The following is a 26,877-nucleotide window of genomic DNA, read 5'->3' as shown; positions in this document are numbered from 1 at the left end:
CACCCCAACCCTCCCCTTGAAGGGGAGGGAGTGACCGTGCCGCCTCCAACGTGCTACTCAATCTGACCGAATCCCAATTGGAGATCCGCCCGTGAATATGAGACTCGAATCGCCGGCCCTCGACCCGGCCGCCCTCGACGCCCAGTGTGCCAACGCGTTGCGCTTTCTCGCGATCGACGCGGTCGAGCAGGCCAATTCCGGCCACCCCGGCATGCCGATGGGCATGGCGGAGATCGCCGTCGCGCTGTGGCGCCGGCACCTGCGCCACGACCCGGCCGACCCGCAGTGGCCCGACCGCGACCGCTTCGTGCTGTCGAACGGTCACGGCTCGATGCTGTTGTACGCGCTGCTGCACCTGACCGGCTATGACCTGCCGCTCGACGAGTTGAAGCGCTTCCGTCAGCTGCACTCGAAGACGCCCGGCCACCCCGAACACGGGCTGACGCCGGGTGTCGAGACCACGACCGGCCCGCTCGGACAGGGGCTGACCAACGCCGTCGGCATGGCGTTGGCCGAGAAGCTGCTGGCGCACACCTTCAACCGGCCCGGACACGACATCGTCGACCACCGCACCTGGGTGTTTCTCGGTGACGGCTGCCTGATGGAGGGCGTGAGCCACGAGGCGGCGTCGTTCGCGGGTGTGCAGCGCCTGTCGAAGCTCGTCGCGTTGTGGGACGACAACCGCATCTCGATCGACGGCGATGTCGGCGGCTGGTTCGGCGACGATACGCCGCAGCGCTTCCGCGCCTACGGCTGGAACGTGATCGAGGGCGTCGAGGGGCACGAGGTCGAGGCGGTCGACCGTGCGATCCGCGAGGCACTCGCGAACGCCGAGAACGACGTTGGCCCGACGCTGATCTGCTGCCGCACGACAATCGGCCACGGCAGCCCAGCGCGTGCCGGTACCGCGGCGGTGCACGGTGCGCCGCTCGGCAGGGACGAAGTCGCCGCGACGCGTGCCGCGCTCGGCTGGCCGCATGCGCCGTTCGACGTGCCGGCGGAGGTGCGCGCGGCGTTCGACGCCCGCGACGCCGGGGCGGCCCGGCGCTGCGAATGGAACGCCCGCTTCGCTGCCTACCGCTCGCAATGGCCCGACGCGGCGAAGGAGTTCGAGCGCCGGGTCGCGGGCGATCTGCCGGCGGATTTCGCGGAGCAGGCCGACGCGTTCCTCGCCGAGGTGCAGGGCGAGCGCCCCAACGTCGCGACGCGCAAGGCGAGCCAGCAGGCCATCGGACGACTCGCGCAGGCGTTGCCCGAGCTGCTCGGCGGCTCGGCGGATCTGACGCATTCCAACCTTACCGACTGGCCGGGCTGCGGCGCGGTGCGCGCAGACGCGGGCGGGCGCCACATCAACTGGGGCGTGCGCGAGTTCGGCATGGCTGCGGCGCTCAACGGTGTCGCGCTGCACGGCGGCTTCGTGCCCTTCGGCGCGACCTTCCTGGTGTTCTCGGACTACGCGCGCAACGCGATCCGCATGAGCGCGCTGCTTCGGCAGCGGGTCGTTCATGTGATGACGCACGACTCGATCGGCCTCGGAGAGGACGGCCCCACGCACCAGCCGGTCGAGCATATCCCGTCGCTGCGCCTGATTCCGGGGCTGGACGTCTGGCGTCCGTGCGACGCCGCCGAGACGCAGGCCGCGTGGAATGCCGCGGTGATGCGCACGGACGGCCCGAGCCTGCTCGCGCTGTCGCGCCAGAACCTGCCGACCCAGGCGCGCAGCGCCGGGCAGCTCGCGGCGATCGCGCGCGGCGGCTATGTGCTCGCAGAGGCCGGGAACGGCAAGCCGGCCGTCGTGCTGATCGCGACCGGCTCCGAAGTCGAACTGGCGATGGCAGCCCGCGCGCGTCTCGCGGACGACGGCATCCACGCACGTGTCGTGTCGATGCCGTGCACGAGCCGCTTCGACGCGCAGGACGCCGACTGGCGCGACGCGGTGCTGCCGCCGGGCGTGCCGCGCGTCGCGGTCGAGGCGGCCCGGCCCGACGGCTGGTGGAAATACGTCGCCGGCCGCGACGGACGCACGCGCGGCGAGGTCGTCGGCATCGAGCGCTTCGGCGAATCGGCCCCCGCGGCCGAGCTCGCGGCGCTCTTCGGGCTGACGCCGGAGCGGGTTGCCGACGCCGCGCGGCGCTTGATCGCCGGCTGAAGGGAATCGCCGACGCGACGACGTGAGAAGGAGTAGGGCGGAAAAGCGCAGCGCCTTCCGCCGAATGCCGGCTTTCGGCCTTTGCCCATGCGGCGGAAGGCGCCCTCGGCTTTTCCGCCCTACGAAAACCGTGCTCCGCGCGTCGCACCCATGAATTCGTAACACCATCGAGGAGACCGCATTGACCATCCGAGTCGCAATCAATGGCTACGGCCGCATCGGGCGCAACGTGCTGCGCGCCCATTACGAAGGAGGGCGACGCCACCCGATCAGCATCGTCGCGGTGAACGCCCCGCGCGGCACGCCCGAGGCGAACGCCCACCTCACGCGCTACGACAGCCTGCAGGGCCCGTTCCCGCACGCGATCGACGTGGACGGCGACAACTGGATCGTCGGCGACGACCGCATCCGCGTCATCAGCGAGCGCGACCCGGCGAAGCTGCCGTGGCGCGACATGGGCATCGACGTCGTGCTCGAATGCACCGGCCGCTTCCGCTCGAAGGCGGGCGCGCAGCCGCATCTCGACGCCGGCGCCGGCAAGGTGCTGATCTCGGCGCCGGGCGGTACCGACGTCGATGCGACGGTCGTCTACGGCGTCAATCACCGCACGCTGCGCCGCGAGCATCGCGTCGTGTCGAACGCGAGCTGCACGACCAACTGCCTTGCGCCCATCGTCTACGCGCTGCACCGCCCGCTCGGCATCGTGCGCGGAAAGATGACGACCGTGCATTCCTACACCAACGACCAGGTGCTGCTCGACGTCTATCACGAGGACGCCCGCCGCGCCCGCAGCGCGACGCAGTCGATGATCCCGACCAAGACCGGCGCCGCCGCCGCGGTCGGCCTCGTGCTGCCCGAGCTCGCCGGCCGGCTCGACGGCTACGCGATCCGCGTGCCGACGCCGAACGTGTCCTTCACCGACTTCACCTTCGTCGCCGCGCGCGAGACCACCAAGAACGAGGTGAACAACCTCGTCCGCGAAGCCGCGCACGGCGCGCTGAAAGGCATCCTCGCGGTCAACGACCTGCCGCTGGTGTCCTGCGACTTCAACCACAACCCGCATTCGAGCATCTTCGACGCCACGCTGACGCGGGTCGACCACGACCTCGTCACCGTCACCGCGTGGTACGACAACGAATGGGGGTTTTCGCACCGCATGCTCGACACGACCGTCGCGATGATGGAGGCCGACTGACATGATGATGAACGAGTCCTCAGCCTTGCGCTGCCCGTCGCTCTCCGCCTGGCCGGCCGCCGCGCGTGACGCGACCTTGCGCGCCCCCGACGACTTCCTGCGCCTCGAACAGGTGCCGCTGATGGGGCGCCGCGTGTTCATCCGCGCCGACTTCAACGTGCCGCTCACGCCGGACGGCCGCGTCGCCGACGACACGCGCATCCGCGCGACGCTGCCCGGCATCCGCCAGTGTCTCGACGCCGGCGCGACGGTCGCGATCGCCTCGCATCTGGGGCGGCCGAAGGAAGGTGCGCTCGGGCCCGCCGACTCGCTCGCGCCGGTCGCCGACTGCCTGTCGCGGCTGCTCGGCCGGCCCGTGCCGCTCATCCGCGAATGGGTCGACGGCCGCTTTGCGATGCGCGCCGGCGAGCTCGTGCTGCTCGAGAACTGCCGCGCCAATCCGGGCGAGAAGGCCGACGCCCCCGCACTCGCGGCGCGCATCGCGAGCTGGATCGACGTCTACGTGAACGAAGCCTTCGGCACGGCGCATCGCAGGGAATGCACGCTGCATGCCCTCGCGCTCGCCGCGCCGGTCGCCTGCGCCGGACCGCTGCTCGCGGCGGAACTCGACGCCCTCGGGCGCGCGCTCACGCAGCCCGCCCACCCGCTGGTGGCGATCGTGGGCGGCTCGAAGGTATCGACCAAGCTGACGATCCTCGAGAGCCTCGCCGACCAGGTCGATGCGCTCGTCGTCGGCGGCGGCATCGCGAACACCTTTCTCGCGGCGCGCGGGCACGCGGTCGGCACCTCGCTGTACGAGCCCGATCTCCTCGATGCCGCGCGCGCCGTCGAACTGCGCCTCGCCGCGCGCGGTGCGCGACTGTGGCTGCCCGAGGACGTCGTCGTCGCCGACCGTTTCAGCGCCGACGCGCGCGTCGCGGTGCGTTCGGCCTGCGACGTGCAGCCCGGCGAGATGATCCTCGACATCGGCCCGCGCGCGCAGGCGGGCCTCGCCGACGAGCTCGCCAACGCCGGCACGATTGTCTGGAACGGCCCGATCGGCGTGTTCGAACTCGCGCCCTTCGCGGCCGGCACGCAAGCGCTCGCGGCGGCAGTCGCCGCGAGCCGCGGGTATTCGATCGCCGGCGGCGGCGACACGCTCGCGGCGATCGCCGCCTTCGGCGTCGGCGCGCGCATCGACTACATCTCCACCGGCGGCGGCGCCTTCCTCGAGTTCCTCGAAGGGCGCGAGCTGCCCGCGGTAGCGGCGCTGCGCGCCCGCGCGCATCTGAACAGCCGCCGCATCGTGCCGGTGCCGGCCTACGAGCACGAGCCGGAGCCGGGCTGATCCATTCCTCCACCACCGAATCCCCACCCCTACGAGGAGACAGCGATGGCAATGATCGCCCTGAGACAACTGCTCGACCACGCCGCCGAACACGGCTACGGCGTGCCCGCATTCAACATCAACAACATGGAACAGATCCAGGCCATCATGGCCGCGGCCGAGCGCACCGACAGCCCGGTCATCCTGCAGGCCTCGGCCGGCGCGCGCGGCTACGCCGGTGAGGCCTTCCTGCGCAAGATGGTCGAGGCCGCCGCCGAACAGTGGCCGGACATCCCGATCTGCCTGCACCAGGACCATGGCGCGAGCCCCGCGGTGTGCCAGCAGTCGATCCGCTCCGGCTTCACGAGCGTGATGATGGACGGCTCGCTGAAGGAAGACATGAAGACGCCGGCGAGCTACGACTACAACGTCGCCGTCACGCGCCGCGTCGTCGAGATGGCGCATGCGGTCGGCGTGTCGGTCGAGGGCGAGCTCGGCTGCCTCGGCTCGCTCGAAACCGGCCAGGCGGGCGAGGAGGACGGCGTCGGCGCCGAAGGCACGCTGGACCACGCGCAACTGCTCACCGATCCGGCCGAGGCCGCCGACTTCGTCGCCGCGACCGGCGTCGACGCACTCGCGGTCGCGATCGGCACCAGCCACGGCGCCTACAAGTTCACGCGCCCGCCGACCGGTGACATCCTCGCGATCGAGCGCATCGCCGCGATCCACCGCCGCATCCCCGGCACCCACCTCGTGATGCACGGATCGAGCAGCGTGCCGCAGGAATGGCTCGCGATCTTCCGCGAGTTCGGCGGCGAGATCGGCGAAACCTACGGCGTGCCGGTCGAGGCGATCGTCGCCGGCATCCGCAACGGCGTGCGCAAGGTCAATATCGACACCGACCTGCGCCTCGCGATGAGCGCCGCGATCCGCCGGCTCGCGGTGAAAGCGCCGGGCGAATTCGACCCGCGCAAGTTCTTCAAGGTCGCGAAGGAAGGGGCCGAGGCGATCTGCGTCGCGCGCTTCGAAGCCTTCGGCACCGCGGGAAATGCATCGCGGATCAAGCCGCTGCCGCTCTCGATGATCGCGAAGCGCTACGCCTGACGACGGGCCACGTGCGTCGCGAAGCGTACTGCCGCCTCCGACGCACGGTCATTTTCGACGATCGCTGGGTCGTATCGGCCAACGGCGGCCGCCTCTATGCGACGGCGGCGGCCACCCCCCGCGGAAGGTTTCCCAGCGCCTGCAGCGCGCCCTCCGCGGTCGCGTAGCGGCCTCGATAGAACAGCAGCGGCGGGCGCTCGTCGGTCGCGAAGCGCTGCACGCGGCCGACGAGGATCAAGTGGTCGCCGCCCATCGGGTGCCACAGAAAGTGAAAACAGCGTCAAGTAAGCGAAAAATTGGTGACACAGATGAAAAAGGCTCCTTTCGGAGCTTTTTTTTGTCATTCTGGTTGTTCAGGGGCACGCATCTCAGCTTCTGAGGAGCCGAACGCCTGCTCTCGACCCGATGCCGCCCTTCGTCGTCTCGCTCGTGCAACGGCAGGCATCCGAGTGGAGCAGTCACCCGGCGCGGTCACTCATGGACAGCAACTCAGCCGAAGCAATCGGCCAAAAAGAAAGCGCCGGCGAGGCTGCCAGCCGCAGGCTTTGCAGTCGCCACATCCACTTGCGGCTTCAGTCGAATGCCGTTATGGCATATTGATCACGTTTAGCCTGCAGGCCAAGAACAAGAGCTGATGCCCCACTAACTTGCTTCTGCCCAAAATTCTCCAAACGACTCCGCTCTATGACCAGCTCTCTGGACGAATTCATTCAACTCGATCGCACCTTCCATGAGCTCGCCCTCGAGAAAGGCGCGGGCGACGACGTCGATCTGACTCGATTACTTGGACAGCGGGACGCGCTTCGGTGGCCTAGTCTATTGAACGAATATCGTGTCATCTTGCTGTCCGAGGCGGGGTCGGGAAAGACGGAGGAAATCCGCAATATCGCGCGCACGCTTCGGCAAGAAGGCAAGTCTGCTTTCTTCGTGAGAATCGAGCATGTTAGCCAGGATTTCGAGGATGCATTCGAGGAGGGCAGCTTCGAGGAATTCAGAGCCTGGGCAGCGTCGGGCGAGGAAGGTTGGTTGCTTCTCGACTCGGTCGACGAAGCGCGTCTACGCGATCCCAAAGATTTTGAGCGTGCGATCAGGAAGCTGGGGAGATTGTTGGCGCCGGTCCTCCAGCAAGCGCATATTGTCATCACCGGCCGAACGACAGCCTGGCGGGCAAAGACCGATCTGTTGCTATGCCGGACCGCGCTTCCATATCGCCACGCCGAGAAAACCGCCGACGAGGATACGTCAGCGGATGAAACGCTGGACATCGTTACCAAAAAAACAGATACCCGTCCGAACCCAGCCGCGCCATTTAGGATCGTTGCGCTCGATGATCTTCATGGTGCTCAAATTGACGCCTTCCTGCGTGGCAAGAAGGTCCACGATCCAAAGGCATTCCGCGACGGGGTAGATCGCAAGGAGGCTTGGTCGCTGACAACACGCCCGCAAGATCTGGCTGAGCTCGTCGAGTTCTGGAACGACCATCAGCGGATCGGCTCGCGTCTCGAACTCATGCAGAGCAGTATCGCGCGGCGCCTGGAGGAACGTGACCAAAATCGCTCGGAAGCGCGTCCCATCGCTATCGAGAAGCTGCGTCTGGGGGTTCGCCTAGTCGCGGCGGCGACCACTCTCGCCCAGGAATCGGCGATTCGGGTGCCCGATGGTGCCAACAATGCGAAGGGCATTGCGATCCGGGAGGTGCTCACAGACTGGGACGACATCGATTGTGCGACGCTACTAAGCCGGCCGATCTTCGATGAGGGCATCTACGGCACAGTCCGCTTCCACCATAGGTCGGTGCGTGAATATCTGACCGCCGAATGGCTGCATGCGCTAATCGTGGACGAAGGCTCGCGCGCGCGGATTGAAAGCCTGTTCTTCCGCTCGCAATATGGAATCGAGGTGATCGTCCCGACAATGCGTTCGGTGCTGCCTTGGCTCGCCATTCTTGACGAGCGTATTCTGGCCCGCGTTTGCCGTCTGGCACCCGAGGTCGTTTTCGAGGGCGGTGATCCGAGCCAACTACCCCTGGAGACCCGAAGAAATATCCTGCGCCAAGCTTGCGAACAGCTGGCGCAGCCCGCGTACGGCCGATCACTTACCGACTACGCCGCTGTCCAGCGTTTCGCGAATGTCGATCTCTCTGACGAGATCAAGGCGTTGCTCGCACAATATGGAGAGGACGACGACATCGCGTGGTTCCTACTCCGGATGGTGTGGCAGGGCGAGATCGCAGGCGCCGCCGCCGAAGCCAAGAGCTTCGCACTCACCTCGCGCGCAAAATACACGAGGATCGCAGCGTTCCGTGCGCTGGCGGCAGTCGGCTCCGCAGCGGATCAGGCAGAGGTGCATCGGGCTTTCTTAGACGAGGATGGAGAGCTCAACCGCCATTGGCTTGCGGAGCTGATTCCTGGGCTACCAAAGGACGGCGAGGCCGTCACATGGCTACTCGAGGCGCTTGCGCGAACTCCCGCTAAGGAGCAGTACGAGGTCGACGACCTCTTGGGGGCCTTGTCGCAGCTAATCGCCGACTGGCCCCTGCCGGTGCCGCCCAGGCTCATCACCGGGTTCCATACACTGCTGGAAACGCCACCCGTCATTGAGCGGCGCCATTGCGAGATTTCGAAGCGCTACAGCTGGCTAACTCAGGCCGCGGCCCAGTCTGTCCTCCGCCTCATCGAGGCGCGCGATCCGAGCGCGCTCGAGCGAGCATCGCTATCGATTCTCCGCAAGCTCCCGCTCGCCGAGGCGCATGGCGAACACGAATTTCGCGATATTAAGGGCGACCTGTCGAAGCACATCGGAGAATGGCGGGAACTCAACTATGCTCTCTTCTGGCAGGATGCGGTCGAGACACGCGTGGGCCAAGACGTTAGCAAAGGGGAACGCCTCACTCATTATTGGCAGGTCGGCACCTTCGGCCATTTTTGGAGGTTCGGTGCCGACAGCTTCGACCCCATCTGCCAAGACATTGCTAGTCGAACACTGCTCGATGACAGGCTAGTGGCGCTCACCTTGGCCTTCGCTATCTATCGGGAAAATGGCCGCCCCGCAATTTGGCGCAGGCGGCTTAGACACTTGGCCTCCAGCGAGCCCGAGCTCAAATCAGCGCTTGACGGCCTATTTCGTCCGCAAACAAAGGACCTGCAAAGGTGGCGGCAGCAGGAAGCGCGCTGGAAAAAGCGGGCAGCACGAGAGGCCGCACGCCAGGAGGCAAACAAGCGCGAGTGGAAGGAGTATCTCGACGCGAACGTTAAGGCGCTGCGTGATCCGGGCAAGCCAGGCGTTGTCACAAACGCCCAATATTATTTGCACGATCGAATGCGTGATGCCGCCGAGCGTTCGGACAAGTGGAGCGACGGTCGCTGGCGCTCACTGATCCCCGAGTTCGGCGAGCCGATCGCCCGCGCGTTCCGCGACGGCGCCGTCCGCTTTTGGCGCGATCATCGGCCCCAGTTGCTTTCCGAGGGGGCTCAAGCCAACACAACTCCGTTCAGCGTTATTTTCGGACTGGCGGGTCTGGCAATCGAGGCACGAGAGGCAGACGGCTGGCCCAAAGGGCTCTTAAAGGCAGAGGTGGAGGTCGCAACCCGCTATGCGCTTCGTGAACTCAACGGTTTTCCTAGCTGGCTGCCAAGCCTTTACGTCGTCTATCCGGAAACCGTAATTGATCTTGTGATCAACGAGATCGACCATGAGCTCGCAACTGAGGATCCCGAGCGCGAGAGCCACTATGTGCTCTATGACGCAAGCTGGAGCGGCGACTGGATGTGGGACCGGCTCGCGCCGCTCGTCCTCGCACGGCTCCGAAAGCCACCAAAGAGCATCGGTAATCTGCGCTACATGCTCAACATCGTCCAAGGCTCATCGCTTGACGATTCAACTATCGCGAAGCTGGCAGCGCAAAAGGCTAAAGCGACCAAGAACCTCGCAGCAGCGCCGATGTGGTTCGCGATGTGGGCAGGTGTCGATCCGGCAGTCGCGATTCCGGCGCTTGCGGCGAGGCTTGCTGAAATCGAGGAAGACGGCAACAAGACGCTCTTCGCGATGCGATTCATCACTGCGCTCGTAGGCGGTCGGCGCGAAAGCCGGAGTGCGCGCCAAGCCTATCGCACTGTCGAGCATATGAAGACGCTCTACCTACTAATGCACGACTATGTGCGAAAGAAGGACGATATTGATCGCGCCGGAACGGGCGTCTTTTCGCCGGGGCTGCGCGACGATGCTCAGGACGCGCGCAATGCGCTGTTCTCTTTCATTCGCGAGACACCGGGTAAGGAGGCTTTCCTCGCACTGACGGAAATGTCACGCATTCATCCCGCTGAAACAGACCGGCCATGGTTGGCGTTCCATGCCAAGGAAAAGGCGGCGCTCGAGGCGGACTTGTCGGCTTGGTCGCCGCGACAAGTGCGCGATTTCCACGACCGGCTAGAACGTACGCCGGCCAACCATCGTGATCTCTGGTATCTCGCAGTCGACCGACTGCTCGATCTCAAGCACGATCTCGAGGAGGGTGATGCGAGCATCGCGTCGATCCTTAAGCCGGTCGATCGGGAAGTCGAAATCCGCAAATATATCGGCAACTGGTGCCGCGAGCGCTCGGGTGGCCGATATGTGATTCCGCAAGAGGAAGAACTTGCCGACGCCAAGCGACCCGACCTGCGCTTTCATGGCGTCGGCTTCGACGGTCCCGTGCCTGCCGAGCTCAAGCTCGCAGACAAATGGACCGGACCGCATCTCTTTGAGCGCCTCGAGATACAGCTCTGCGGCGATTATTTGCGTGATAGGCGGTCGAGCCGCGGGATCTTCGGGCTCGTTTATCATGGGACCAAGCCTAGTTGGGACCTGCCGAATGGCAAACGCGCTGAGAGCTTCGACGCACTGATCGAAGCGCTTCAAGATCATTGGGCGATCCTCGCGCCGCAATTTCCCGCTGTAGAGGACATCAGGGTGATCGGAATCGACCTGACTAAGCGCGGCGTGGATGCGAAAACGGCGTCCACGAGAAAGACGGCCAAGAAGTAGGAAAGGCACGCGCTACCCAAGGGACTAGATTTCCGCGGCCGGCTTCCGGGTAAGCGGTCTCTCCGGTAGCCCTGGCTGCTGGCTTACGGCCATCCGCGTTGGCCACGTCGTGTGGAATGAACCAGCGGCTGGTTTCCGAGTGAAGTTGCCGTTCCTATGGCTGCTATGTGGCGAGCACGAGATTCCGCTTCTGGCCGGGTGCAGTCAGCAGACCCCCCACGCAAGCTTCGCAAGCGCCTGCGGCTCGCCGTCCGCGGTCGCGTAGCGGCCTCGGTAGAACAGCAATGGCGGCCGCTCGTCGGTCGCGAAGCGCTGCACGCGGCCGACGAGGATCAAGTGGTCGCCGCCGTCATAACAGTGCTCGACCGAGCATTGAAAAACCGCGGCGCAGTGCGGCAGCAGGGGCACGTCCCCGAGTCCGCTCGACGGCCTGACGTCGGCAAACTTGTCGCCGCCGCTGCGCGCGAACCGGTCCGACAGCGCCCGCTGGTCGGCCGCGAGCACATGCACCGCGAATTGCGCTGCACCCTCGAACGCGGCGAGGCTGTGCGACTTCTTCGCGAGACTCCAGAGAATCAGCGGTGGGTCGAGCGACAGCGATGAGAAGCTGTTGATGGTGACGCCGATCGGCGCGCCGGCTGCGTTGCGCGTCGTGACAACGGTGACACCGGTCGCGAAATGGCCCAGTGCGTTGCGAAGCTCGCGGGAGTCGATCACGTTGGTCTCCTTGGGCGACTCTGAACACGCGCCGATGCTAGCCCTCCCGCATAGGACGCCTCGATACCAACTAGGGAGTAGCGCCAAGTAGAAATTTTCCCCCCGGGTACACCTGTCCATACTCGGCTTCGCGATCACAAACCGAAGCGGAGAATTTCCGATGACACGAAATTCGATTCTGAACCCTCGCCATCGCGAGCAGGGTTCGAGTCTGGACGGCGCGACCTGGAACGAAATGCCGATTCCCTGGCGCTATCGGCGCGACCCGCACGACGAGGTCGTCGCGGTACGTACCGCCGCTGGCCTTTATGACATCAGTGCGCTGAACATCGTCCGCGTGTCGGGCGCCGATGCGGCGTCCGTGATAGACCGGATGGTGCCGATCGACGTCCATCGCCTGCGTCCAGGCACCGCGCGCCTCGCAGCCCTGGTCGACGAGCGCGGCGCGATCAGCGACGACCTGATGGTGATCTGCGATGGCGAGTCCTCCTACCGCCTGTCCCACGGCAGCGGCAGCACGCAGGCGCAGCTCGCCGCCTTGTGCGACGGGCGCCGGGTGAGCTGGGAGCAGGACCTCGACATCCACATGCTTTCCCTGCAGGGCCCGCGCTCAGCCGCCGTGCTGCAGCCCCACATCGGCATCGAGCTCGCCTCGCTGCCGTATTTCGAGCATCGCGAAACCACGGTCTGCGGACTGCCGGTGACCGTCTCGCGCGGCGGCTATTCGGGCGAGCAGGGCTTCGAGCTCGCCTGCGCCTCGAAGCACGCGGTGGCCCTGTGGGATGCGATCCTCGAAGTGGGCGCGGCCCACGGCGTGATTCCCTGCTCGTGGGATTCGCTCGACGTGGCGCGCATCGAGGCCGGGCTGCTGTTCTTCCCCTTCGACATGCCCGAGGGCGACACCACACCGTGGGAGGTGAACCTCGGCTGGGCGATCGACGCGGATAAGGCCGCCGACTACGTCGGCAAGGCGCCGCTGCTCGCCGCACGCGGCGAGGAACGCTTCTTCCAGGCGGGCGTCGCCGTGCGTCACGACGCCGCGGTCGAGGCCGGTGCGCCGATCCTGGTCGATGGCAACGAGGCCGGCGTCGTGACCAGCGCCACCTTCAGCCGCTACCTGATGCAATCGCTCGCGCTGGTCCACCTCAAGCCCGAATACAAGGCGCTCGGCACCAAGGTCGAGATCCGCGACGGCAACGGCAATCACGCCGGCGTCGTCGTGCGGACGCCGTTCTACGACCCGCAGCGCCTGCGCGCCCGGGTGCAGGCGGCCTGATTTCAGGCGGCGCAGACCGCCATGCATGTGGAGCTGCCCCGTAGCGGCCCGGTACGACACCGGACGCCGGACGGCGCAGCGCTGCAAACCGACGCCCTGCCACCGCTCCGATAGACGAGCAGGGCGCTTATTCATCACCGGTTGGAGACTTGGAGACTACAAGATGGCCCGCGATCCCCGTTACGACATCCTCTTCGAACCGATCCAGATCGGCCCGAAAACGCTGCGCAACCGCTTCTACCAGGTTCCGCATTGCATCGGCGCCGGCTCGACCCTGCCCGGATTCCAGGCCGCGCACCGCTCGATGAAGGCCGAAGGCGGCTGGGCGGCGATGAACACCGAATACTGCTCGATCCACCCCGAGTCCGATGACACGCACCGCCTGTCGGCGCGCATCTGGGACGAAGGCGACGTGCGCAACCTGCGCGCGATGACGGACGAGGTGCACAAGTACGGCGCGCTCGCCGGCATCGAGATGTGGTACGGCGGCGCCCATGCGCCTTGCATGGAAAGCCGCGCCACGCCGCGCGGGCCCAGCCAGTACGCGTCCGAGTTCGAGACGCTGACCTACTGCAAGGAGATGGACCTCGACGACATCGCCCAGGTGCAGCAGTACTACGTCGATGCGGCACTGCGCGCGCGCGATGCCGGCTTCGACATCGTCTACGTGTATGGCGCGCACTCCTACCTGCCGCTGCAGTTCCTGTCGCCCTACTACAACAAGCGCACCGACAAGTACGGCGGCTCGGTGCAGAACCGCGCCCGTTTCTGGATCGAAACGCTGGAGAAGGTGCGCCGCGCGGTCGGCGACGACTGTGCGATCGCCACGCGCTTCGCGGTCGACTCGCTGTACGGGCAGGCCGGCATCGAGGTCGAAAGGGACGGCATGGCCTTCGTCGAGATGGCCGATTCGCTGCTCGACCTGTGGGACGTCGATGTCGGCGACATCGCCGAGTGGGGCGAGGACGCCGGTCCGTCGCGCTTCTACCAGCAGGGCCACCAGGTGCCCTGGACCAAGTTCATCAAGCAGGTGTCGCGGAAGCCGGTGCTGGGCGTGGGCCGCTACACCGATCCGGAGAAGATGGCCGAGATCGTAACCAAGGGCTATGCAGACATCATCGGCGCCGCGCGCCCCTCGATCGCCGACCCCTTCCTGCCGAAGAAGATCGAGGAGGGGCGCGTCGACGACATCCGCGTATGCATCGGCTGCAACGTGTGCATCTCGCGCTGGGAGATCGGCGGGCCGCCGATGATCTGCACGCAGAACGCGACGGCCGGCGAGGAATACCGCCGCGGCTGGCACCCCGAGAAGTTCGCCAGAGCCAAATCGGATGACGCGGTGCTCGTGGTCGGCGCCGGCCCGTCCGGTTCGGAGTGCGCGCGGGTGCTGATGGAGCGCGGCCACACGGTGCACCTCTACGACACTGCCGAGAAGATCGGCGGCCACCTCAATCAGGTCGTCACGCTGCCCGGCCTGGGCGAGTGGGGCTATCACCGCGACTACCGCGAGACGCAGATCGGCAAGCTGCTGAAAAAGAACAAGCAGAACCAGCTCGCGCTGGGCCAGAAGCCGATGAGCGCGGCCGACATCCTCGACTACGGCGCTGAGAAGATCGTGATCGCGACCGGCGCGCACTGGGTCGGCGACGGCACGAACTGCCTCTCGCACGACATCATCCCGGGCGCGGACGCGAGCCGCGACGACCAGCTCACGCCCGAGCAGGTGATCGCCGGCAAGAAGCGGATCGGCAAGCGTGTCGTGATCCTCAACGCCGACACCTACTTCATGGCGCCCAGCCTCGCCGAGAAGCTCGCGGTGGCGGGACACGAGGTGACGATCGTCAGCGGGGTGCATCTGGCGAACTACATGCACTTCACCCTAGAGTACCCGAACATGATGCGGCGGCTGCACGAGCTCGGGGTCAAGGAGATGGGCGACCACTTCTGCAGCCAGATCAAGCCGGGAGCGCTGGAGGTGTACAACATCTGGGGCGACGGTTCGAAGCGCACCTACCGCGGTCCCGGCAACCTGCCGCGCGATACCAACAAGACGCACCGCTGGGTGGAGTTCGACTCGCTCGTGCTGGTCACCGGGCGGCGCTCCAACGACGGCCTGTTCCGCGAGCTCAAGGCAGCGCAGGACCAGTGGGCGGCGAAGGGCATCAAGGACGTGTATCTCATCGGTGACGCCGAAGCGCCGCGCCTGATCGCCGACGCGACCTTCAGCGGCCACCGTCTCGCGCGCGAGATCGAGGAGGGCAACGCCCAGCTGCCGCTGCCGTACCGCCGCGAGGTGGCGGTGTGGGGGACGCCGCACAAGCCGGGCGGCACCTTCGAGATCCAGTACAAGGTGTAAGCGCCCCCGCCCCCTAGGGGCGGTCCGGTGCCCCGCACCCCCCGCCCGTCCGGCGGGGGGAGGGGAGGGCTTGCCTTCCCCCATGCCGCGGCCCGGCCGTTCCCTGCTAGCGCCGCGCCCCCTTTCCCCGTCCCTCTCCTTGCGGGGAGAGGGGGCACACGCGGCGCCGGCCGCCCGCCCGGCCGGCATTCATCACATCAGACGGACGACCGCCCATGTTCGCTACAGAGAGATTCGATCCGCAACACGTGACGCGCATCCTCTTCGAGGGGTTCTCGTCGCCGGCCATCGCCCTGTTCTATCTCGTCGGCTTTGCCGCCATCGGTGTCTTCTGCTGGGGCACCTGGGTGCAGATCCGCAAGTACCGCCGCGGCCAGCCGCAGGGCGCCGCGCTCGCGCTCGTCCCGCGCTTCATCGACATGTGCCGCACGGTGCTGACCCACCGCACCCTCGTGCGCCGCGACCCGGCCGCCGGGCGCGCGCACCGGCTGATCTTCTTCGGCTTCGCACTGCTCTTCCTCGGCACTTCGACGATCGCGCTCGACTACGACGTCATCGCCCGCGTCATGGGCCGGAGTATCTGGACCGGCAACTTCTACCTGTGGTTTTCGCTGGTGCTCGATCTCGCCGGCGTCGCCCTCATCGGCGGCCTGCTCTACATGATGGCGCGCCGCGGCTGGATCAAGCCGCCCAAGCTCGACTACACGCGCCCCGACCGCCAGCCCGGCGACCCCGACTACGACCGCAGCTTCTATCGCCGCGAGGACTGGGCCTTCCTGTGGACGCTGATCGTCATCGGCGCGACCGGTTTCGTGCTCGAAGCCTCCCGCTTGGTGTGGCTGCAGGCTCGCCCGGAAGTGTGGGAGCTGCGCTGGTGGTCGCCGATCGGTGCCGGCGTCGCCGAGGCGATGCGCGGCGCGGGCCTGGACGCCGATGGAGCAGGGGCCTTGCGTAGCGGCCTGTGGTGGTTCCACGGCGCGCTGGCGCTCACGCTGATCGCGCTCATTCCCTTCACCAAGGTCAAGCACATCGTCACTGCGCCGGCCTCGCTGATGCTGCGCAACCCCCTTGCCGCGCAACGGCTCCCGCGCCAGTCGCCTGACAGCGAGCGCGTCGGCTACTCCACGATCACGGATTTCACCTGGAAGCATCTCCTCAACCTCGACGCCTGCACCAAGTGCGGCCGCTGTCACGAAGCCTGTCCCGCGCGGGCATCGGGCGCTCCGCTGTCGCCGCGCGACGTGATCCTGTCCTTGCGCGAGTTCGCCAACGAGGCGTTGCAGAAGAACGCGCTGCCCGACGAGGCGAAGCTCTCGGTGCATGGCAAGGATGTCGGCCAGGTCTTCATGGAGACGCTGTGGTCCTGCCGCACGTGCATGGCCTGCGTCGAGATCTGCCCGGTGGCGATCGAGCACGTACCCATCATCGTGCAGATGCGGAGAAAACTCGTCGAGGACGGCGCGATGGAGCCGCAGCTGCAGAAGACCCTGCAGACCATCCACAAGACCGGCAACTCGTTCGGCGAATCCAAGCGCAAGCGCGCAGGATGGACCAAGCCGCTCCCCTTCCAGATCAAGGATGCGCGCAAGGACCCGGTCGACGTGCTGTGGTTCGTCGGTGACTACGCCGCCTTCGATCCGCGCAACCAGAAGGTGAGCCAGGCCTTCGCCACGCTGCTGCACGACAAGGGCGTCGATTTCGGCCTGCTCTTCGAGGGCGAATCCAACGCCGGCAACGACGTGCGCCGCGTGGGCGAGGAGGGCCTCTACGAGCTCCTCGCCGAGAACAACATCGCCATGCTCGGCGCCTCGACCTTCAAGCGCATCGTCACCACCGACCCCCATTCATTCAACACGATCCGGAACGAATACCCGGAGTTCGGCGGCAAGTACGAGATCGAGCACTACACCAGCTTCGTGCAGCGCATGCTGGAAGAGGGCACGCTGAAGGTACGGCGCCCGCTCGGGTATCGCGTCACGCTGCACGACCCCTGCCACCTCGGTCGCTACAACAAGGGTTACGACGCTCCCCGCCGGATTCTGCAGGCGCTTGGCTGCGAGCTGGTCGAGATGGCGCGGAACCGCGACAACTCCTTCTGCTGCGGTGCCGGTGGCGGCCGTATCTGGATGCCCGATCCGGTGGGCGCGGAGAAGCCCTCGCAGATACGCATGCGCGAGGCCGGCGACATCGAGGGGCTGGAGGTCTTCGTCGTGTGCTGCCCGAAGGACCTCACGATGTTCGAGGACGCATTGAAGACCAGCGGCTTCGAAGGACGCTTCGTCGTGCGCGAGCTCATCGAGCTCATCACCGAGGCGCTCGCCGAGCCCGCGTCGGTAGCCGGCATGGCGCGCGAGCCTGCAGAAGATGCGCTCCTCGCCTGATCGGAGCGGCACGGCGCGACGCCACTGGCGCGAGCTGGCTGAGCGCGCCTGCACGGACGAGGCGCCCTTCGCTGCAGCCGCGCTCTACCCCTACGCCGCGCCGCGCGAGCGCGCCGGCCTCGAGGCGCGGATGTTCGGGGAGCGCCGCGACCGCCTGCTGCTCGCCTCCGCACCCTTTGTCGCGCCGGCAGTGCTCGCGCGGCTCGCCGCGCTCGATGACGGCGGTGCCGTGCAGTTGCGCCTCGCGCGCAACCCGGCGACGTCTGCGGCGGCCCTCGGCGCGCTGTGGCGCGCGGATGCGAGCCCGCGCCTGCGCCAGCTCATCGCACGCCACGCCCGCACGCCCCGCGCCGTCCTCGGGCAGATCGCCGCAGCCGCCGGCGAGATCGAAACGCTGCGTGCGCTGTGCGAGAACGGCGGGGTGGCGGCCGAGGTGCTGGCGACGGTGAGCGAGCGCCGCATCGGCGTGCTTCAGCGCCTCCTGGCGGTAAACATTGCCACCGCCGAAGACACGCTCCTCGCCTTGTGGGCCGAGGCGGACGACGAGGCGGTGCGCGCCCAGATCCTGTTGCATCCGCACTGCCCGGACGTACTCCTTGCAACGGTTCCGGCATCGCTTCTGGAGCGCCGCTGCCTCGCCCGGCAGCAGCGCGCCCCCCGGGCGCTGCTCGCCGAACTCGCCAACGACCGCGACGCGGCGGTGCGCCGCGCAGCCGCCGAAAACCCCGGCACGCCGCTGGCGGCGCTGGTGGCGAACTGCTTCGACGCCGATGCAACCGTGCGTCACGCCGTCGCTGCCCGTCGCGACCTCCCGCCCGCGCTTGCCGGCTGCCTCGTCGACGACGCCGACGCCCGGGTGCGCCGCGCGCTTGCGCGCAACCCCGCCTGCCCACCGGAACTCCTCGTGCGCCCAGCTACCGATGCCGACGCCGAGGTGCGCCGCGCGGCCGCCCGCCACCCGCACTGCCCACACGAACTGCTCGATCGCCTGAGCCGCGACGAGGTCACGTGGGTGCAGGCAGCGGTGGCCTATCGCGACGAGCTCCCGTACGCCGTCCTGCGGCGCCTCGCCCGCAGCAGCGACGTGGACGTGCTCGCCGGCGTTGCGCGTCACCCCGCCACGGCGCCCTCGCGGCTTGCCCGCCTGGCCATCCACGACTGCCCGGACGTGCGCCGCGCCGTGATCCTGAACCCGCGAACGCCGCGCATGGTGCTGCGACTGTTGCGCCAGGACGGCTACGCCCTGCATCGCGCGATGGCGGTCGACCACCCGCGGTTTGCCGATACTGACCGGTGGCGCATGCGTGACGACCCAGACGTGCAGGTGCGGTTCCGGGTTTTCCAGCACTTCGCGCGGCGCGACGCAATGCCGGCCGCTCACGAGGCGTCCGTCCACGTCACACAGCTGTCGCATTACCAGCCCCACCCACCCAAGGAGCACATGGAGACGACATGAAAATACTAGTGCCGATCAAGCAGGTGGCCACGCTCGACGAGGACTTCGAGTTCCGCGAGGACGGCCGCGACATCGACCCCGACTTTCTCATCCACGACCTCAACGAGTGGGACAACTACACGCTGGAGGAGGCGATGCGCCTGAAGGAGGGGCCCGGCGGCGAGGGCATCGAGGTGGTGGTTGCCACCGTCGGCCCGGAGAGTGCCGACGAGGAACTGCGCAAATGCCTCGCCAAGGGGGCCGACCGCGCCCTGCGGGTGTGGAGCGACGCCCTCGAGGACGCCGATGCGATCGGCGTGGCACGCGTGCTCGCCGCCCTCGCGCGGCGCGAGTCGCCCGACCTCATCTTCGCCGGCGTGCAGGCCACGGACCACGCCTGCGGCGCAACGGGAATGGCACTCGCGGGCCTTCTCGACCTCCCGCACGCCGCCGTGGTGGCGGCGCTGGACTACACGCCGGGCAGCAACAGTGCGACGGTCCGGCGCGAGCTCGAAGGCGGCAGCTACGCCTCGGTGCGCATCGATTGCCCGGCGGTGCTGACCCTGCAGCTGGGTATCAACACGCCGCGCTACGCGTCGCTGCGCGGCATCAAGCAGGCCGCCCAGCGCCCGATCGAGGTGCTCGACGCCGAGGCGCTCGGCGTGACGGCCGACGCCCTCGGCGCCGCGGGCTCGGCATCGCGCGTGCGCCGCATGTATGTGCCGGAGAAGGGGCGCGCACAGATGATCGAGGGAACGCCGGCCGAGCAGGCGGCACGTCTGGCGCAAATCATCAAGGAATTCGGGGGGGCGGCATGATGAGCGGAATTCTCGTAATCAGCGAGCATCGCAATGGCGAACTGCGACCGGTGAGCCGTGAGCTGGTCGGTGCCGCAGTAGCCCTGAAGGACGCGACCGGAGAACCGCTGCGGGTCGCGGTCATCGGTGAGGCGCCCGAGCGCTACGTCGCCGAGCTGAAGCTCGCCGGCGTCGACGAGGTCCTTACGGTGCAGGCCGTCGTAGACGCCTTCGATCCGGAAATCTACGAGGCTTCGGTGCGGGCGCTGATCGAAGCGCGCCAACCCTCGCTCGTGCTGCTCGCCCATTCGGTGGACAGCCTGGGCTACGCAGCGCCGCTCGCGGTGAAGAACGGCTACGGATTCGCCACCGACGTCTTCGGCATCGAACGCGACGCGGACGGCTGGGTGGCGACGCGCGCCGGCTACGGCCAGAAGGTGAACATCGAAGTGGACTTCCCGGGTCGGTCCGTCGTGGTGCTGACGGTCCGCCCCGGCGCCTACAAACCCGTGGAGACTTTCGGCGAGCCCTCGGTTTCAGCCGTCCCGGCACCCGCGGTCACGCCGCGCAGCCAGCATCTCGGTTTCGAGGAGCCGGCCGGGGGCGATGACGTCAACATTCCCGGGGCCGAGTTCATCGTCTCGATCGGCCGCGGCGTGGGCGAGGAGGACAACGTCGAGGAGTTCAAGGAGCTCGCGGACAGCGTCGGCGCGACGCTCGGCTGCTCGCGCCCGATCGCCGACGCCGGCTGGCTGCCGAAGGCCCGGCAGGTGGGCCAGTCCGGCAAGACGGCCGCCGCCTGCAAGCTCTACGTCGCGATGGGCATCTCCGGCTCGGTGCAGCACATGGCGGGGATGAAGCACGTCGAGACCATTGTCGCGGTCAACACCGACCCCGAGGCGTCGATCTTCACGATCGCGCGGTACGGCATCGTCGGCGACATCTTCGACATCGGCCGCGAACTGCGCAACCACTTCTGAGCATGGCGGGGGCGGCAGCCCCCGCAGGGAGATTCCAATGAAAATTCCGCATTCGCCGCGGCGCGTGGCCGGCTGTCTCGCCCTCTGCGCCGCAAGCCTCGCCCCGGCCAGCCGGGCGGACGAGGGCGCGAGCCCGCACACCGTGACGAGCAACGTCGGCTTCTTCAGCAACTACGTGTTCCGCGGCATCACCTATACCCAGAACCGCCCCGCGCTGCAGGGCGGTTTCGACTACGCGCATGCCGGCGGCCTCTACGCGGGGGTCTGGGGCACCAACGTGAGCAGCGACGCCATCAACGACGCGAGCCTGGAGCTCGACTTCTACGGAGGCTACACCGGTACCGCGGATGACTGGAGCTATGACGTGGGCCTGCTCCAGTTCTACTACCCGGAGCACCCGAAGCTCCCCGGCACCAGGGAGAGCTACAACACGCTGGAGGCCTACGGGGCCGTCGGCTGGCGCTGGCTCACGCTGAAGTACTCCCACACCCTGACCGACTATTTCGGTTTCAATCGCGATTCGCTGGGCGGCGGCAGTTCGCGCGGCAGCGGATACCTGGAGCTCAACGCCAAGCTGCCACTGCCGGGCGAAGTGGTCCTGGGGCTGCACGCCGGCCGCCAACGCGTGCGCAACTACAGCCAATTCAGCTACACCGACTGGCGCGCGAGCCTCGCGAAGTCGTTCGGCGCCGGGTGGACCGCGTCGGTGGCGTATACCCGAACGAACGCCGACGACAGCCTGTGGGTGGCCGACGGCAAGGACCTTGGCGAAGGGCACTGGATCGTGGGGCTGTCGCGCTCGTTCTAAGCGCCACGGAAGAGGGGGGCCGCCGCCGGCGCCCCGCTAGCATTCCCGCGCGGCACGCCCCTGGTCGCACATCTGGTCGCTGATGTCGGAAATGAACCCTTCGATCGCGAGCAGCGTGCCGTTGCCGGCAAACACGCCGCGGCTGCGTTCCTCGACCCAGCGCTCGCGGCCTTCACGCGTGCGGATGCGGTAGCGCAGATGAAAGGCATTGCGGCGGGCGAGCTGGCTCTGCACGTAATCCCACACGTAGCTGCGGTCCGCGGGGTGGATCAGCTGGTCGTAGGACGCGTGGTGGTCGAGGAGATCGACCGCCTCGTGGCCGGTCAGCTCGAAGCAGCCTTCGCTGACGAACTCCATTGTCCACGAGCGGTCGTTGCGGCAGCGGAAGGCCATGCCCGGCAGGTGGTCGAGCAGGGTGGAGAGGCTGCGGTCGCGGGCGCGCAGCACCTCCTCGGCGCGCTTGCGCGAGTTGATGTCGGTCATGATCCCGGTGGCACCGTTGAACTCGCCGTGCCGCCCGCGGCGCGGCTTGAGGCGCACGTCCACCCAGCACTGCCGTCCGTCGCGGCAGATCAGGCGGGTCTCGAAGCGGCAGGCGGCCTGGCCGGGCTGCAACACCTTGAGCAACTGCTCGCGGTTGAGCGCCTGGTCGTCCGGATGGACGTAATCGAAGAACGAGTGCCCCACGCAGTCGCGTGCGTCGAGCGCGGTGACGTCCTTCCAGGAGCGGTTGAGAAAGGTGAGCGTGGCCTCGGTGTCGGTCTGGAAGACGATGTCGTCGATGCCGTCGACCAGCGAGTGATCGTCCTGAGCAAGGGGGGGCGGTGAGACGGGCGTGCGGCCGGCAGCCTGCGCCAGCGCGCGGCGGTGGCACAGTTCCGCAGCAAGAATGAGCACCGACGCGATCGTCAGGCTCACCACCGCGAGCGCGGGCGAGGCGGGTATCCACGCCATGCTCGCGCCGAGCGCATATGCACAGGCGGTGGCGGCACCGATAAGATACAGCCATAGGCTCAACATGAGCGGTCCTCCAGAACTCTCCGGTGGCTGCCTGGAATGTCGCGCCGGGTGCAGCGACGTCAGAAGAAACAGGTGGAACGATGACGCACGATCAAACGGATTCCAGCCGCGCCTGGCCATCATACTGGCTTCGATCGACGCGGCAAGGCGTACGGTCGCTGCCCTGGGCCGTCGTGATGACGGTGGCCGCGGGCGCGGCCCTGCTCCTGCTCGCGCAGCCGATCCTCACCGCCGCGTGGACCAACCACGCCGTACGCTTCATTGCGGGTGCCGCGGAGCTGCAGGAACGCGCCGCCATGCTGCCGCCGCAGCCGCAGGACGCGACGACGCACGAATGGCTGGAGGAAAGCCGCAGCTTGCTCGCGGACCTTCCGTTTCGCATCAATCTGCCCGACGCGGTGCCGCCCGACGCATTCGACAGCGTCTCCAGCGCCCTGCCGCTCGTCGAGACGGCGACGCTCGTGGTGGCCGAGGCCTTGCGCCGTCACCTGCGTGTGGACATCGCGGTGCGCATGGCGCTCCTGATCGTCGCCGTGGGCGGCGCCTGGCTCGGCATCCGCCTGCGTCGCAGCGCCGCCGCGCAGGCCGCCCGTGAAGCCGCCGGCAACGGCCAGGCGCCGGCCCCGCCCCCCGACCACTGGCTGCTGCTGCTCGACCGCGTCATGTCCGAACTCACCGGCCCAGCGCCGGGACAGCAGGCACTGACCAAGTTGTCGCAGATCGTGCAGGAGGCGCTCGATGCGAAGGCCTGCGGGGTGTGCCTGAACGAGGAGGTGCGAGAGTCCATGCAGCTGCCGGCGGTCATCCACAGCGGCGAGCTCGGCTGGGCCCAGCTCGAGCAGCTGCGTGCCCTGCCGGTCGCCGGGCGCTACCAGACCTTCGAGCTGCCGCCGGCCGGCCCGGGGCTGGCGGTACCGCTGGGGGACGGCAAGACGCGCTACGGACATCTGTTCGTCGTCGGCCGCGAGGAGCCGGAAGGTCTGTTGCCCCTGTTGCAGGTAGTGGAGCTCGTGAGCCGACACCTCGCCATGGCGATCGGCCATTGCCGGCGCGATCAGGAAGGCCGGCGCATCGCCCTCATCGAAGAGCGCACGTCGATGGCGCGCGAGCTGCACGACTCGCTCGCCCAATCGCTGTCCTACATGAAGATCCAGGTCACCCGCATGCAGAAGCTGCTCCAGCGCGGCGCCCCGCCGGAGGAGGTGACCGGCGCCGCGGAGGAAGTCCGCGAGGGCCTGAACGGCGCCTATCGCAAGTTGCGCGAACTGCTCAACACCTTCCGCATGCAGATCGATTCCGGCGGTCTCGTCGTGGCGCTGGAAGAAGCGCTGGAGGAGTACGGCGCCCGCAGCAGCGTCGCGATGACGCTGGACAACCGCGTCGGCGCGTGCCGGCTCGACGCCAACCAGGAATTCCACGTGGTGCAGATCGTGCGCGAGGCCTTGTCGAACGTCGTGCGCCACGCCGGTGCCACTCAGGCCACGGTGCGGCTGTCGCTGCTCGACGGTGGCCTGACCGCGGTGACGGTCGAGGACGACGGGCAGGGCTTCGAGCCGGTAACCGACAGCCGCAACCATCATGGCACGACGATCATGCGCGAGCGCGCGTCGAGCCTGGGCGGGACACTGTCGATCGAGCGTCGGGAGGAGGGCGGCAGCCGCGTCACGGTGTGTTTCAAGCCGACGGTCCTCGAACGATAGCGGCGCGACGGACAGAGCGGCGAAGAGGGAGTACCATCGCCGGGCACCAACAAAGTCGCCGGCACAGGCGACGACAATGACAATTGGAGACCAAGTGATGGAGACAAGTCACACCGTCCTGATCGTGGACGACCATGCGCTTTTCCGTAAAGGCATTGCGCAGTTGATCGAGATGGAATCCGACTTCCGCGTCGTCGGCGAGGTCGGTTCCGGCGTCGCGGGGGTGGAGATGGCAGAACGGCTCAAGCCGGACGTCATTCTCGTCGACCTCAACATGCCGGGCATGAACGGTATCGACACCCTCACACTGCTGCGCGAGCGCGGTGTCGAAGCCCGCTTCATCATGCTCACGGTGTCCGACAATCACCGCGACGTGGTTGCCGCACTGCGGGCCGGCGCCCACGGCTACCTGCTCAAGGACATGGAGCCGGACGACCTCTGCATTTCGCTGAAGAAGGCGCTCAGCGGCGCCGCGGTGCTGAGCGAGGCGGTCACCGGCAGCCTGGTCGAGGCGGTAACCACCAGGCAGCCGATGCCGACGACCGAGGCCAACCTCACGGCACGCGAGGTGGAAGTGCTCGATTTCCTCGCCGAAGGCATGTGCAACAAGACCATCGCACGCCAACTGGGGATCAGCGTCGGCACGGTCAAGGTGCACGTCAAGCACGTGCTGTACAAGCTCAACCTCCACTCCCGCCTGGAAGCCGTGGTCTGGCGGCACCAGTGCGAGGACGCCCCCCTGCGCCCGGCCTCCTGACCGGCGCGACACCCGGCGGCGGCTTGCGCGTCCTGCGCCGCCGCCGTTTTTCATTTCTGCATCAAGCACGCCCACGCCATGCCTACTTGTGGGTATGCCCCTTTTGAGCATTGCCGCGCCCTCCGGGCCTTCCAATAATTCCGTCACACGTTCCCGCCGCACGTCGCGGGGGCGGACGGAGACGAAGGCCAACGTGCCGCCGGTTCGGGGTACATCAAACAACAAGGAGGAATCATGACGTCGGCAATCTATGCGAAGGCCGCCTTTCGCGCCCGGAGCATCCGCTGGGGTTTCATCTGGGCGCTGTGGTGTGCGGTGCTTTGGGGGGCGTGGTACGTGCCCGGGGCGGCGATCTGGCAGGAACAGCCGTTCGTCGCGATGGACATGAACGATACGCGGCAATTCCTGACCGCAGCCGCGGTCATCACCACCTTCAACGCTTTCGCCGTGCTGATCTTCCTCTTTGTCTGGCTGATCGTGCTGGAGAAGTTCGGCGACTTCGTCAGGACCGCGACGCGGGTGCGCAAGATCTCCAAGTGGTACTTCGCGGCCGCGATCTTCGGCGGGCCGATGGCGATCTTCGGCTCCTTCCTCGCGATGGGCTATATCGGCGCGGTGTTTGCCGCGATTTCCGGCTTGCTCTATCCCATCGTCGGGGCCGCGATTGCACGCGCCTGGTACAACGAAAAGATCACCATGCGCGCCGCGTTCGGCATCCTGGTGATCGTCGGAGGCGGGGTCGCCATCTACGCCCCGGGCATCCTCGGCGAGTTGTCCAGCGCCTCGGCGAACAAGGTGTCGTGGCTCGGCTATCTCGGCGGCGCCATGGCCGCGCTCGGTTGGGGCATCGAAGGGGCGCTGGCGGGGAGGGCGCTCGACGTCACCGACCCGGACTGCGGCATCACCGTCCGTTTCGCCGCCGAAGTCTTCTACTGGTCATGCCTGGTATTGCCCGCGCTGGCCCTGTTCGGCGACGTCGACGTCATCCACCTGATCCTCGGTGCGCTCAATCTCAAGGCAATCACGTGGCTGCTGCTCGCCGGCATCACCTTCGGTTTCTGCTACGTGTCGTGGTACAAGTCCTTCCCCCTGATCGGCGTCGGGCGGGGCCAGGCGATCGCCGCCCTCTACGGCGCCTTCGCGGTGGTCTTCCTGGCCGTCTTCACCCTGCAGTTTCCCGCCTGGAACTTCCTGGTCGGCCTCGTCCTGGTCGTGGCCGGCGCCTTCCTGATGTACACCGAAAAGAGCGACGTGCTCGAAGTCGTGCGCGCCCTGTGATCACGCAAGCAATCCACGCGAGGAGACGACAGATGGCAAGGGTTCACATCAAAGGCTACATCCTTCAGCTCATCGCCCAGGCCGAGGGCATCTGGGACAACGAAATCGCCACCGCGGTCTGTGCGGAATACGGCAAGGACGGCGCCTATTGGCACGGGACGGTACGTGTCATCCTCACCGACCTCTATTCCGGAGGGCTGGTGAAGAGCCTCGAGGAACGCTTCGACGCGTATGGCGACAAGATGCGCTTCCGCTTCGCCCTGAGCGATTTCGGCCGCCAGCGGATGGCCGACACGGGGCTGCTTTGAGCTTTTTCCACCGCACGATGAGGAGACGCACCATGTCGCAATTCTGGGGATATCCGGGAGCGGACACGCTCGCATTGATCGTCATTTTCGCGCTGAGCCTGATCCCGCTCTACCATGCGCGCACCTTCGTGAACAAGATCTAGGCGGCTCCTGCCGGATCTGCGAGGCGCCGCCCCTGCGGGGGCGCGCCCGCAACACGAACGCGATTTCCATTCCTGCAAAACCATCGCGGAAACTTCCCGGCGTCGCGGTACTCGAACCGTTACAAAATGCCGACTGCGGCGCGGT

19 protein-coding genes are annotated in these 26,877 nt (G+C 67.1%); 16 read left to right on the top strand and 3 right to left on the bottom strand.

Annotation, left to right across the window (positions count from 1 at the left end; genetic code table 11):
* Nucleotides 1-97: 97 nt before the first annotated feature.
* The 4 genes from tkt (at nucleotide 98) to fba (ending at nucleotide 5,754) form a co-directional block, all read left to right on the top strand.
* Nucleotides 98-2,149: a transketolase gene (tkt, locus tag GPA22_RS03970; protein WP_169254810.1), complete on the top strand. Its 2,052-nt coding sequence runs from the start codon at nucleotides 98-100 to the stop codon at nucleotides 2,147-2,149.
* Nucleotides 2,150-2,330: 181 nt separating this feature from the next.
* Nucleotides 2,331-3,344, top strand: coding sequence for a type I glyceraldehyde-3-phosphate dehydrogenase (gene gap / locus GPA22_RS03965; protein WP_169254791.1), 1,014 nt, complete (start codon nucleotides 2,331-2,333; stop codon nucleotides 3,342-3,344).
* Between the two features lie 7 nt (nucleotides 3,345-3,351).
* The gene (locus tag GPA22_RS03960) at nucleotides 3,352-4,671 is read left to right on the top strand and encodes a phosphoglycerate kinase (RefSeq protein ID WP_169254809.1); all 1,320 of its coding nucleotides are present in this window, start codon (nucleotides 3,352-3,354) and stop codon (nucleotides 4,669-4,671) included.
* 45 nt (nucleotides 4,672-4,716) lie between these two features.
* Entirely contained in the window at nucleotides 4,717-5,754 is a 1,038-nt protein-coding gene (fba, locus tag GPA22_RS03955; protein ID WP_169254790.1) for a class II fructose-bisphosphate aldolase, read from the top strand.
* Between the two features lie 94 nt (nucleotides 5,755-5,848).
* Here the strand turns inward: fba and GPA22_RS03950 are convergent, their stop codons facing one another.
* On the bottom strand, nucleotides 5,849-6,007 hold the full coding sequence (locus GPA22_RS03950; protein ID WP_246264048.1) for a flavin reductase family protein: 159 nt from the start codon (nucleotides 6,005-6,007) through the stop codon (nucleotides 5,849-5,851).
* Nucleotides 6,008-6,438: 431 nt separating this feature from the next.
* Here GPA22_RS03950 and GPA22_RS03945 point away from each other — a divergent pair, with 431 nt between their 5' ends.
* Nucleotides 6,439-10,776 carry an NACHT domain-containing protein gene (locus tag GPA22_RS03945; protein WP_169254789.1) on the top strand — a complete coding sequence of 1,446 codons (4,338 nt, stop codon included), beginning with the start codon at nucleotides 6,439-6,441 and terminating at the stop codon, nucleotides 10,774-10,776.
* 204 nt (nucleotides 10,777-10,980) lie between these two features.
* Here GPA22_RS03945 and GPA22_RS03940 read toward each other — a convergent pair whose 3' ends face one another.
* Nucleotides 10,981-11,493 (bottom strand): flavin reductase, encoded by a 513-nt coding sequence (locus GPA22_RS03940; RefSeq protein WP_169254788.1) that lies wholly within the window; start codon nucleotides 11,491-11,493, stop codon nucleotides 10,981-10,983.
* Nucleotides 11,494-11,653: 160 nt separating this feature from the next.
* Between GPA22_RS03940 and GPA22_RS03935 the strand changes: the two genes are divergently transcribed.
* The 7 genes from GPA22_RS03935 to GPA22_RS03905 all read left to right on the top strand — a co-directional run bounded on the left by GPA22_RS03935 (nucleotide 11,654) and on the right by GPA22_RS03905 (nucleotide 21,526).
* On the top strand, nucleotides 11,654-12,769 hold the full coding sequence (locus GPA22_RS03935; RefSeq protein ID WP_169254787.1) for an aminomethyl transferase family protein: 1,116 nt from the start codon (nucleotides 11,654-11,656) through the stop codon (nucleotides 12,767-12,769).
* Between the two features lie 163 nt (nucleotides 12,770-12,932).
* A complete protein-coding gene (locus tag GPA22_RS03930; RefSeq protein ID WP_169254786.1) occupies nucleotides 12,933-15,125 on the top strand; it encodes an oxidoreductase in 2,193 nt (730 codons plus the stop codon).
* A 215-nt stretch (nucleotides 15,126-15,340) separates the two neighbouring features.
* On the top strand, nucleotides 15,341-17,506 hold the full coding sequence (locus GPA22_RS03925) for a heterodisulfide reductase-related iron-sulfur binding cluster (protein ID WP_169254785.1): 2,166 nt from the start codon (nucleotides 15,341-15,343) through the stop codon (nucleotides 17,504-17,506).
* Nucleotides 17,490-18,962, top strand: a complete 1,473-nt coding sequence (locus GPA22_RS03920; RefSeq protein WP_169254784.1) for a hypothetical protein — start codon at nucleotides 17,490-17,492, stop codon at nucleotides 18,960-18,962. The genes GPA22_RS03925 and GPA22_RS03920 overlap by 17 nt, the downstream gene beginning before the upstream one ends.
* Nucleotides 18,959-19,759, top strand: a complete 801-nt coding sequence (locus GPA22_RS03915) for an electron transfer flavoprotein subunit beta/FixA family protein (protein WP_169254783.1) — start codon at nucleotides 18,959-18,961, stop codon at nucleotides 19,757-19,759. Before GPA22_RS03920 ends, GPA22_RS03915 begins: the two co-directional genes overlap by 4 nt.
* Nucleotides 19,756-20,718, top strand: a complete 963-nt coding sequence (locus GPA22_RS03910) for an electron transfer flavoprotein subunit alpha/FixB family protein (protein ID WP_246264047.1) — start codon at nucleotides 19,756-19,758, stop codon at nucleotides 20,716-20,718. The genes GPA22_RS03915 and GPA22_RS03910 overlap by 4 nt, the downstream gene beginning before the upstream one ends.
* 37 nt (nucleotides 20,719-20,755) lie before the next feature.
* Nucleotides 20,756-21,526: a TorF family putative porin gene (locus GPA22_RS03905; protein ID WP_169254782.1), complete on the top strand. Its 771-nt coding sequence runs from the start codon at nucleotides 20,756-20,758 to the stop codon at nucleotides 21,524-21,526.
* Nucleotides 21,527-21,562: 36 nt separating this feature from the next.
* Here GPA22_RS03905 and GPA22_RS03900 read toward each other — a convergent pair whose 3' ends face one another.
* Nucleotides 21,563-22,546, bottom strand: a complete 984-nt coding sequence (locus GPA22_RS03900) for a PAS domain-containing protein (RefSeq protein WP_246264045.1) — start codon at nucleotides 22,544-22,546, stop codon at nucleotides 21,563-21,565.
* An 80-nt stretch (nucleotides 22,547-22,626) separates the two neighbouring features.
* Between GPA22_RS03900 and GPA22_RS03895 the strand changes: the two genes are divergently transcribed.
* From GPA22_RS03895 to GPA22_RS03880, 4 genes are all read left to right on the top strand, one after another.
* Nucleotides 22,627-24,246: a histidine kinase gene (locus GPA22_RS03895; RefSeq protein ID WP_246264043.1), complete on the top strand. Its 1,620-nt coding sequence runs from the start codon at nucleotides 22,627-22,629 to the stop codon at nucleotides 24,244-24,246.
* Between the two features lie 97 nt (nucleotides 24,247-24,343).
* Nucleotides 24,344-25,003 carry a two-component system response regulator NarL gene (gene narL / locus GPA22_RS03890; RefSeq protein ID WP_169254781.1) on the top strand — a complete coding sequence of 220 codons (660 nt, stop codon included), beginning with the start codon at nucleotides 24,344-24,346 and terminating at the stop codon, nucleotides 25,001-25,003.
* A gap of 234 nt (nucleotides 25,004-25,237) precedes the next feature.
* The gene (locus GPA22_RS03885) at nucleotides 25,238-26,281 is read left to right on the top strand and encodes a DMT family transporter (RefSeq protein ID WP_169254780.1); all 1,044 of its coding nucleotides are present in this window, start codon (nucleotides 25,238-25,240) and stop codon (nucleotides 26,279-26,281) included.
* A gap of 32 nt (nucleotides 26,282-26,313) precedes the next feature.
* The gene (locus GPA22_RS03880; protein WP_169254779.1) at nucleotides 26,314-26,589 is read left to right on the top strand and encodes a hypothetical protein; all 276 of its coding nucleotides are present in this window, start codon (nucleotides 26,314-26,316) and stop codon (nucleotides 26,587-26,589) included.
* Nucleotides 26,590-26,877: the final 288 nt, after the last annotated feature.

Origin of the sequence: Aromatoleum toluvorans (assembly GCF_012910905.1) — a bacterium.
Classification (GTDB): domain Bacteria; phylum Pseudomonadota; class Gammaproteobacteria; order Burkholderiales; family Rhodocyclaceae; genus Aromatoleum; species Aromatoleum toluvorans.
The sequence above is the reverse complement of the archived record's forward strand: the minus strand, read 5'-3'. Positions and strand labels throughout refer to the sequence as shown.

Coding starts and splice junctions, on each gene's coding strand:
- tkt (WP_169254810.1), top strand. CDS start 98: ATGAGACTCGAATCGCCGGCCCTCGACCCGGCCGCCCTCGACGCCCAG.
- GPA22_RS03960 (WP_169254809.1), top strand. CDS start 3,352: ATGAACGAGTCCTCAGCCTTGCGCTGCCCGTCGCTCTCCGCCTGGCCG.
- fba (WP_169254790.1), top strand. CDS start 4,717: ATGGCAATGATCGCCCTGAGACAACTGCTCGACCACGCCGCCGAACAC.
- GPA22_RS03950 (WP_246264048.1), bottom strand. CDS start 6,007: ATGGGCGGCGACCACTTGATCCTCGTCGGCCGCGTGCAGCGCTTCGCG.
- GPA22_RS03945 (WP_169254789.1), top strand. CDS start 6,439: ATGACCAGCTCTCTGGACGAATTCATTCAACTCGATCGCACCTTCCAT.
- GPA22_RS03935 (WP_169254787.1), top strand. CDS start 11,654: ATGACACGAAATTCGATTCTGAACCCTCGCCATCGCGAGCAGGGTTCG.
- GPA22_RS03930 (WP_169254786.1), top strand. CDS start 12,933: ATGGCCCGCGATCCCCGTTACGACATCCTCTTCGAACCGATCCAGATC.
- GPA22_RS03925 (WP_169254785.1), top strand. CDS start 15,341: ATGTTCGCTACAGAGAGATTCGATCCGCAACACGTGACGCGCATCCTC.
- GPA22_RS03920 (WP_169254784.1), top strand. CDS start 17,490: ATGCGCTCCTCGCCTGATCGGAGCGGCACGGCGCGACGCCACTGGCGC.
- GPA22_RS03915 (WP_169254783.1), top strand. CDS start 18,959: ATGAAAATACTAGTGCCGATCAAGCAGGTGGCCACGCTCGACGAGGAC.
- GPA22_RS03910 (WP_246264047.1), top strand. CDS start 19,756: ATGATGAGCGGAATTCTCGTAATCAGCGAGCATCGCAATGGCGAACTG.
- GPA22_RS03905 (WP_169254782.1), top strand. CDS start 20,756: ATGAAAATTCCGCATTCGCCGCGGCGCGTGGCCGGCTGTCTCGCCCTC.
- GPA22_RS03900 (WP_246264045.1), bottom strand. CDS start 22,546: ATGTTGAGCCTATGGCTGTATCTTATCGGTGCCGCCACCGCCTGTGCA.
- GPA22_RS03895 (WP_246264043.1), top strand. CDS start 22,627: ATGACGCACGATCAAACGGATTCCAGCCGCGCCTGGCCATCATACTGG.
- narL (WP_169254781.1), top strand. CDS start 24,344: ATGGAGACAAGTCACACCGTCCTGATCGTGGACGACCATGCGCTTTTC.
- GPA22_RS03885 (WP_169254780.1), top strand. CDS start 25,238: ATGACGTCGGCAATCTATGCGAAGGCCGCCTTTCGCGCCCGGAGCATC.
- GPA22_RS03880 (WP_169254779.1), top strand. CDS start 26,314: ATGGCAAGGGTTCACATCAAAGGCTACATCCTTCAGCTCATCGCCCAG.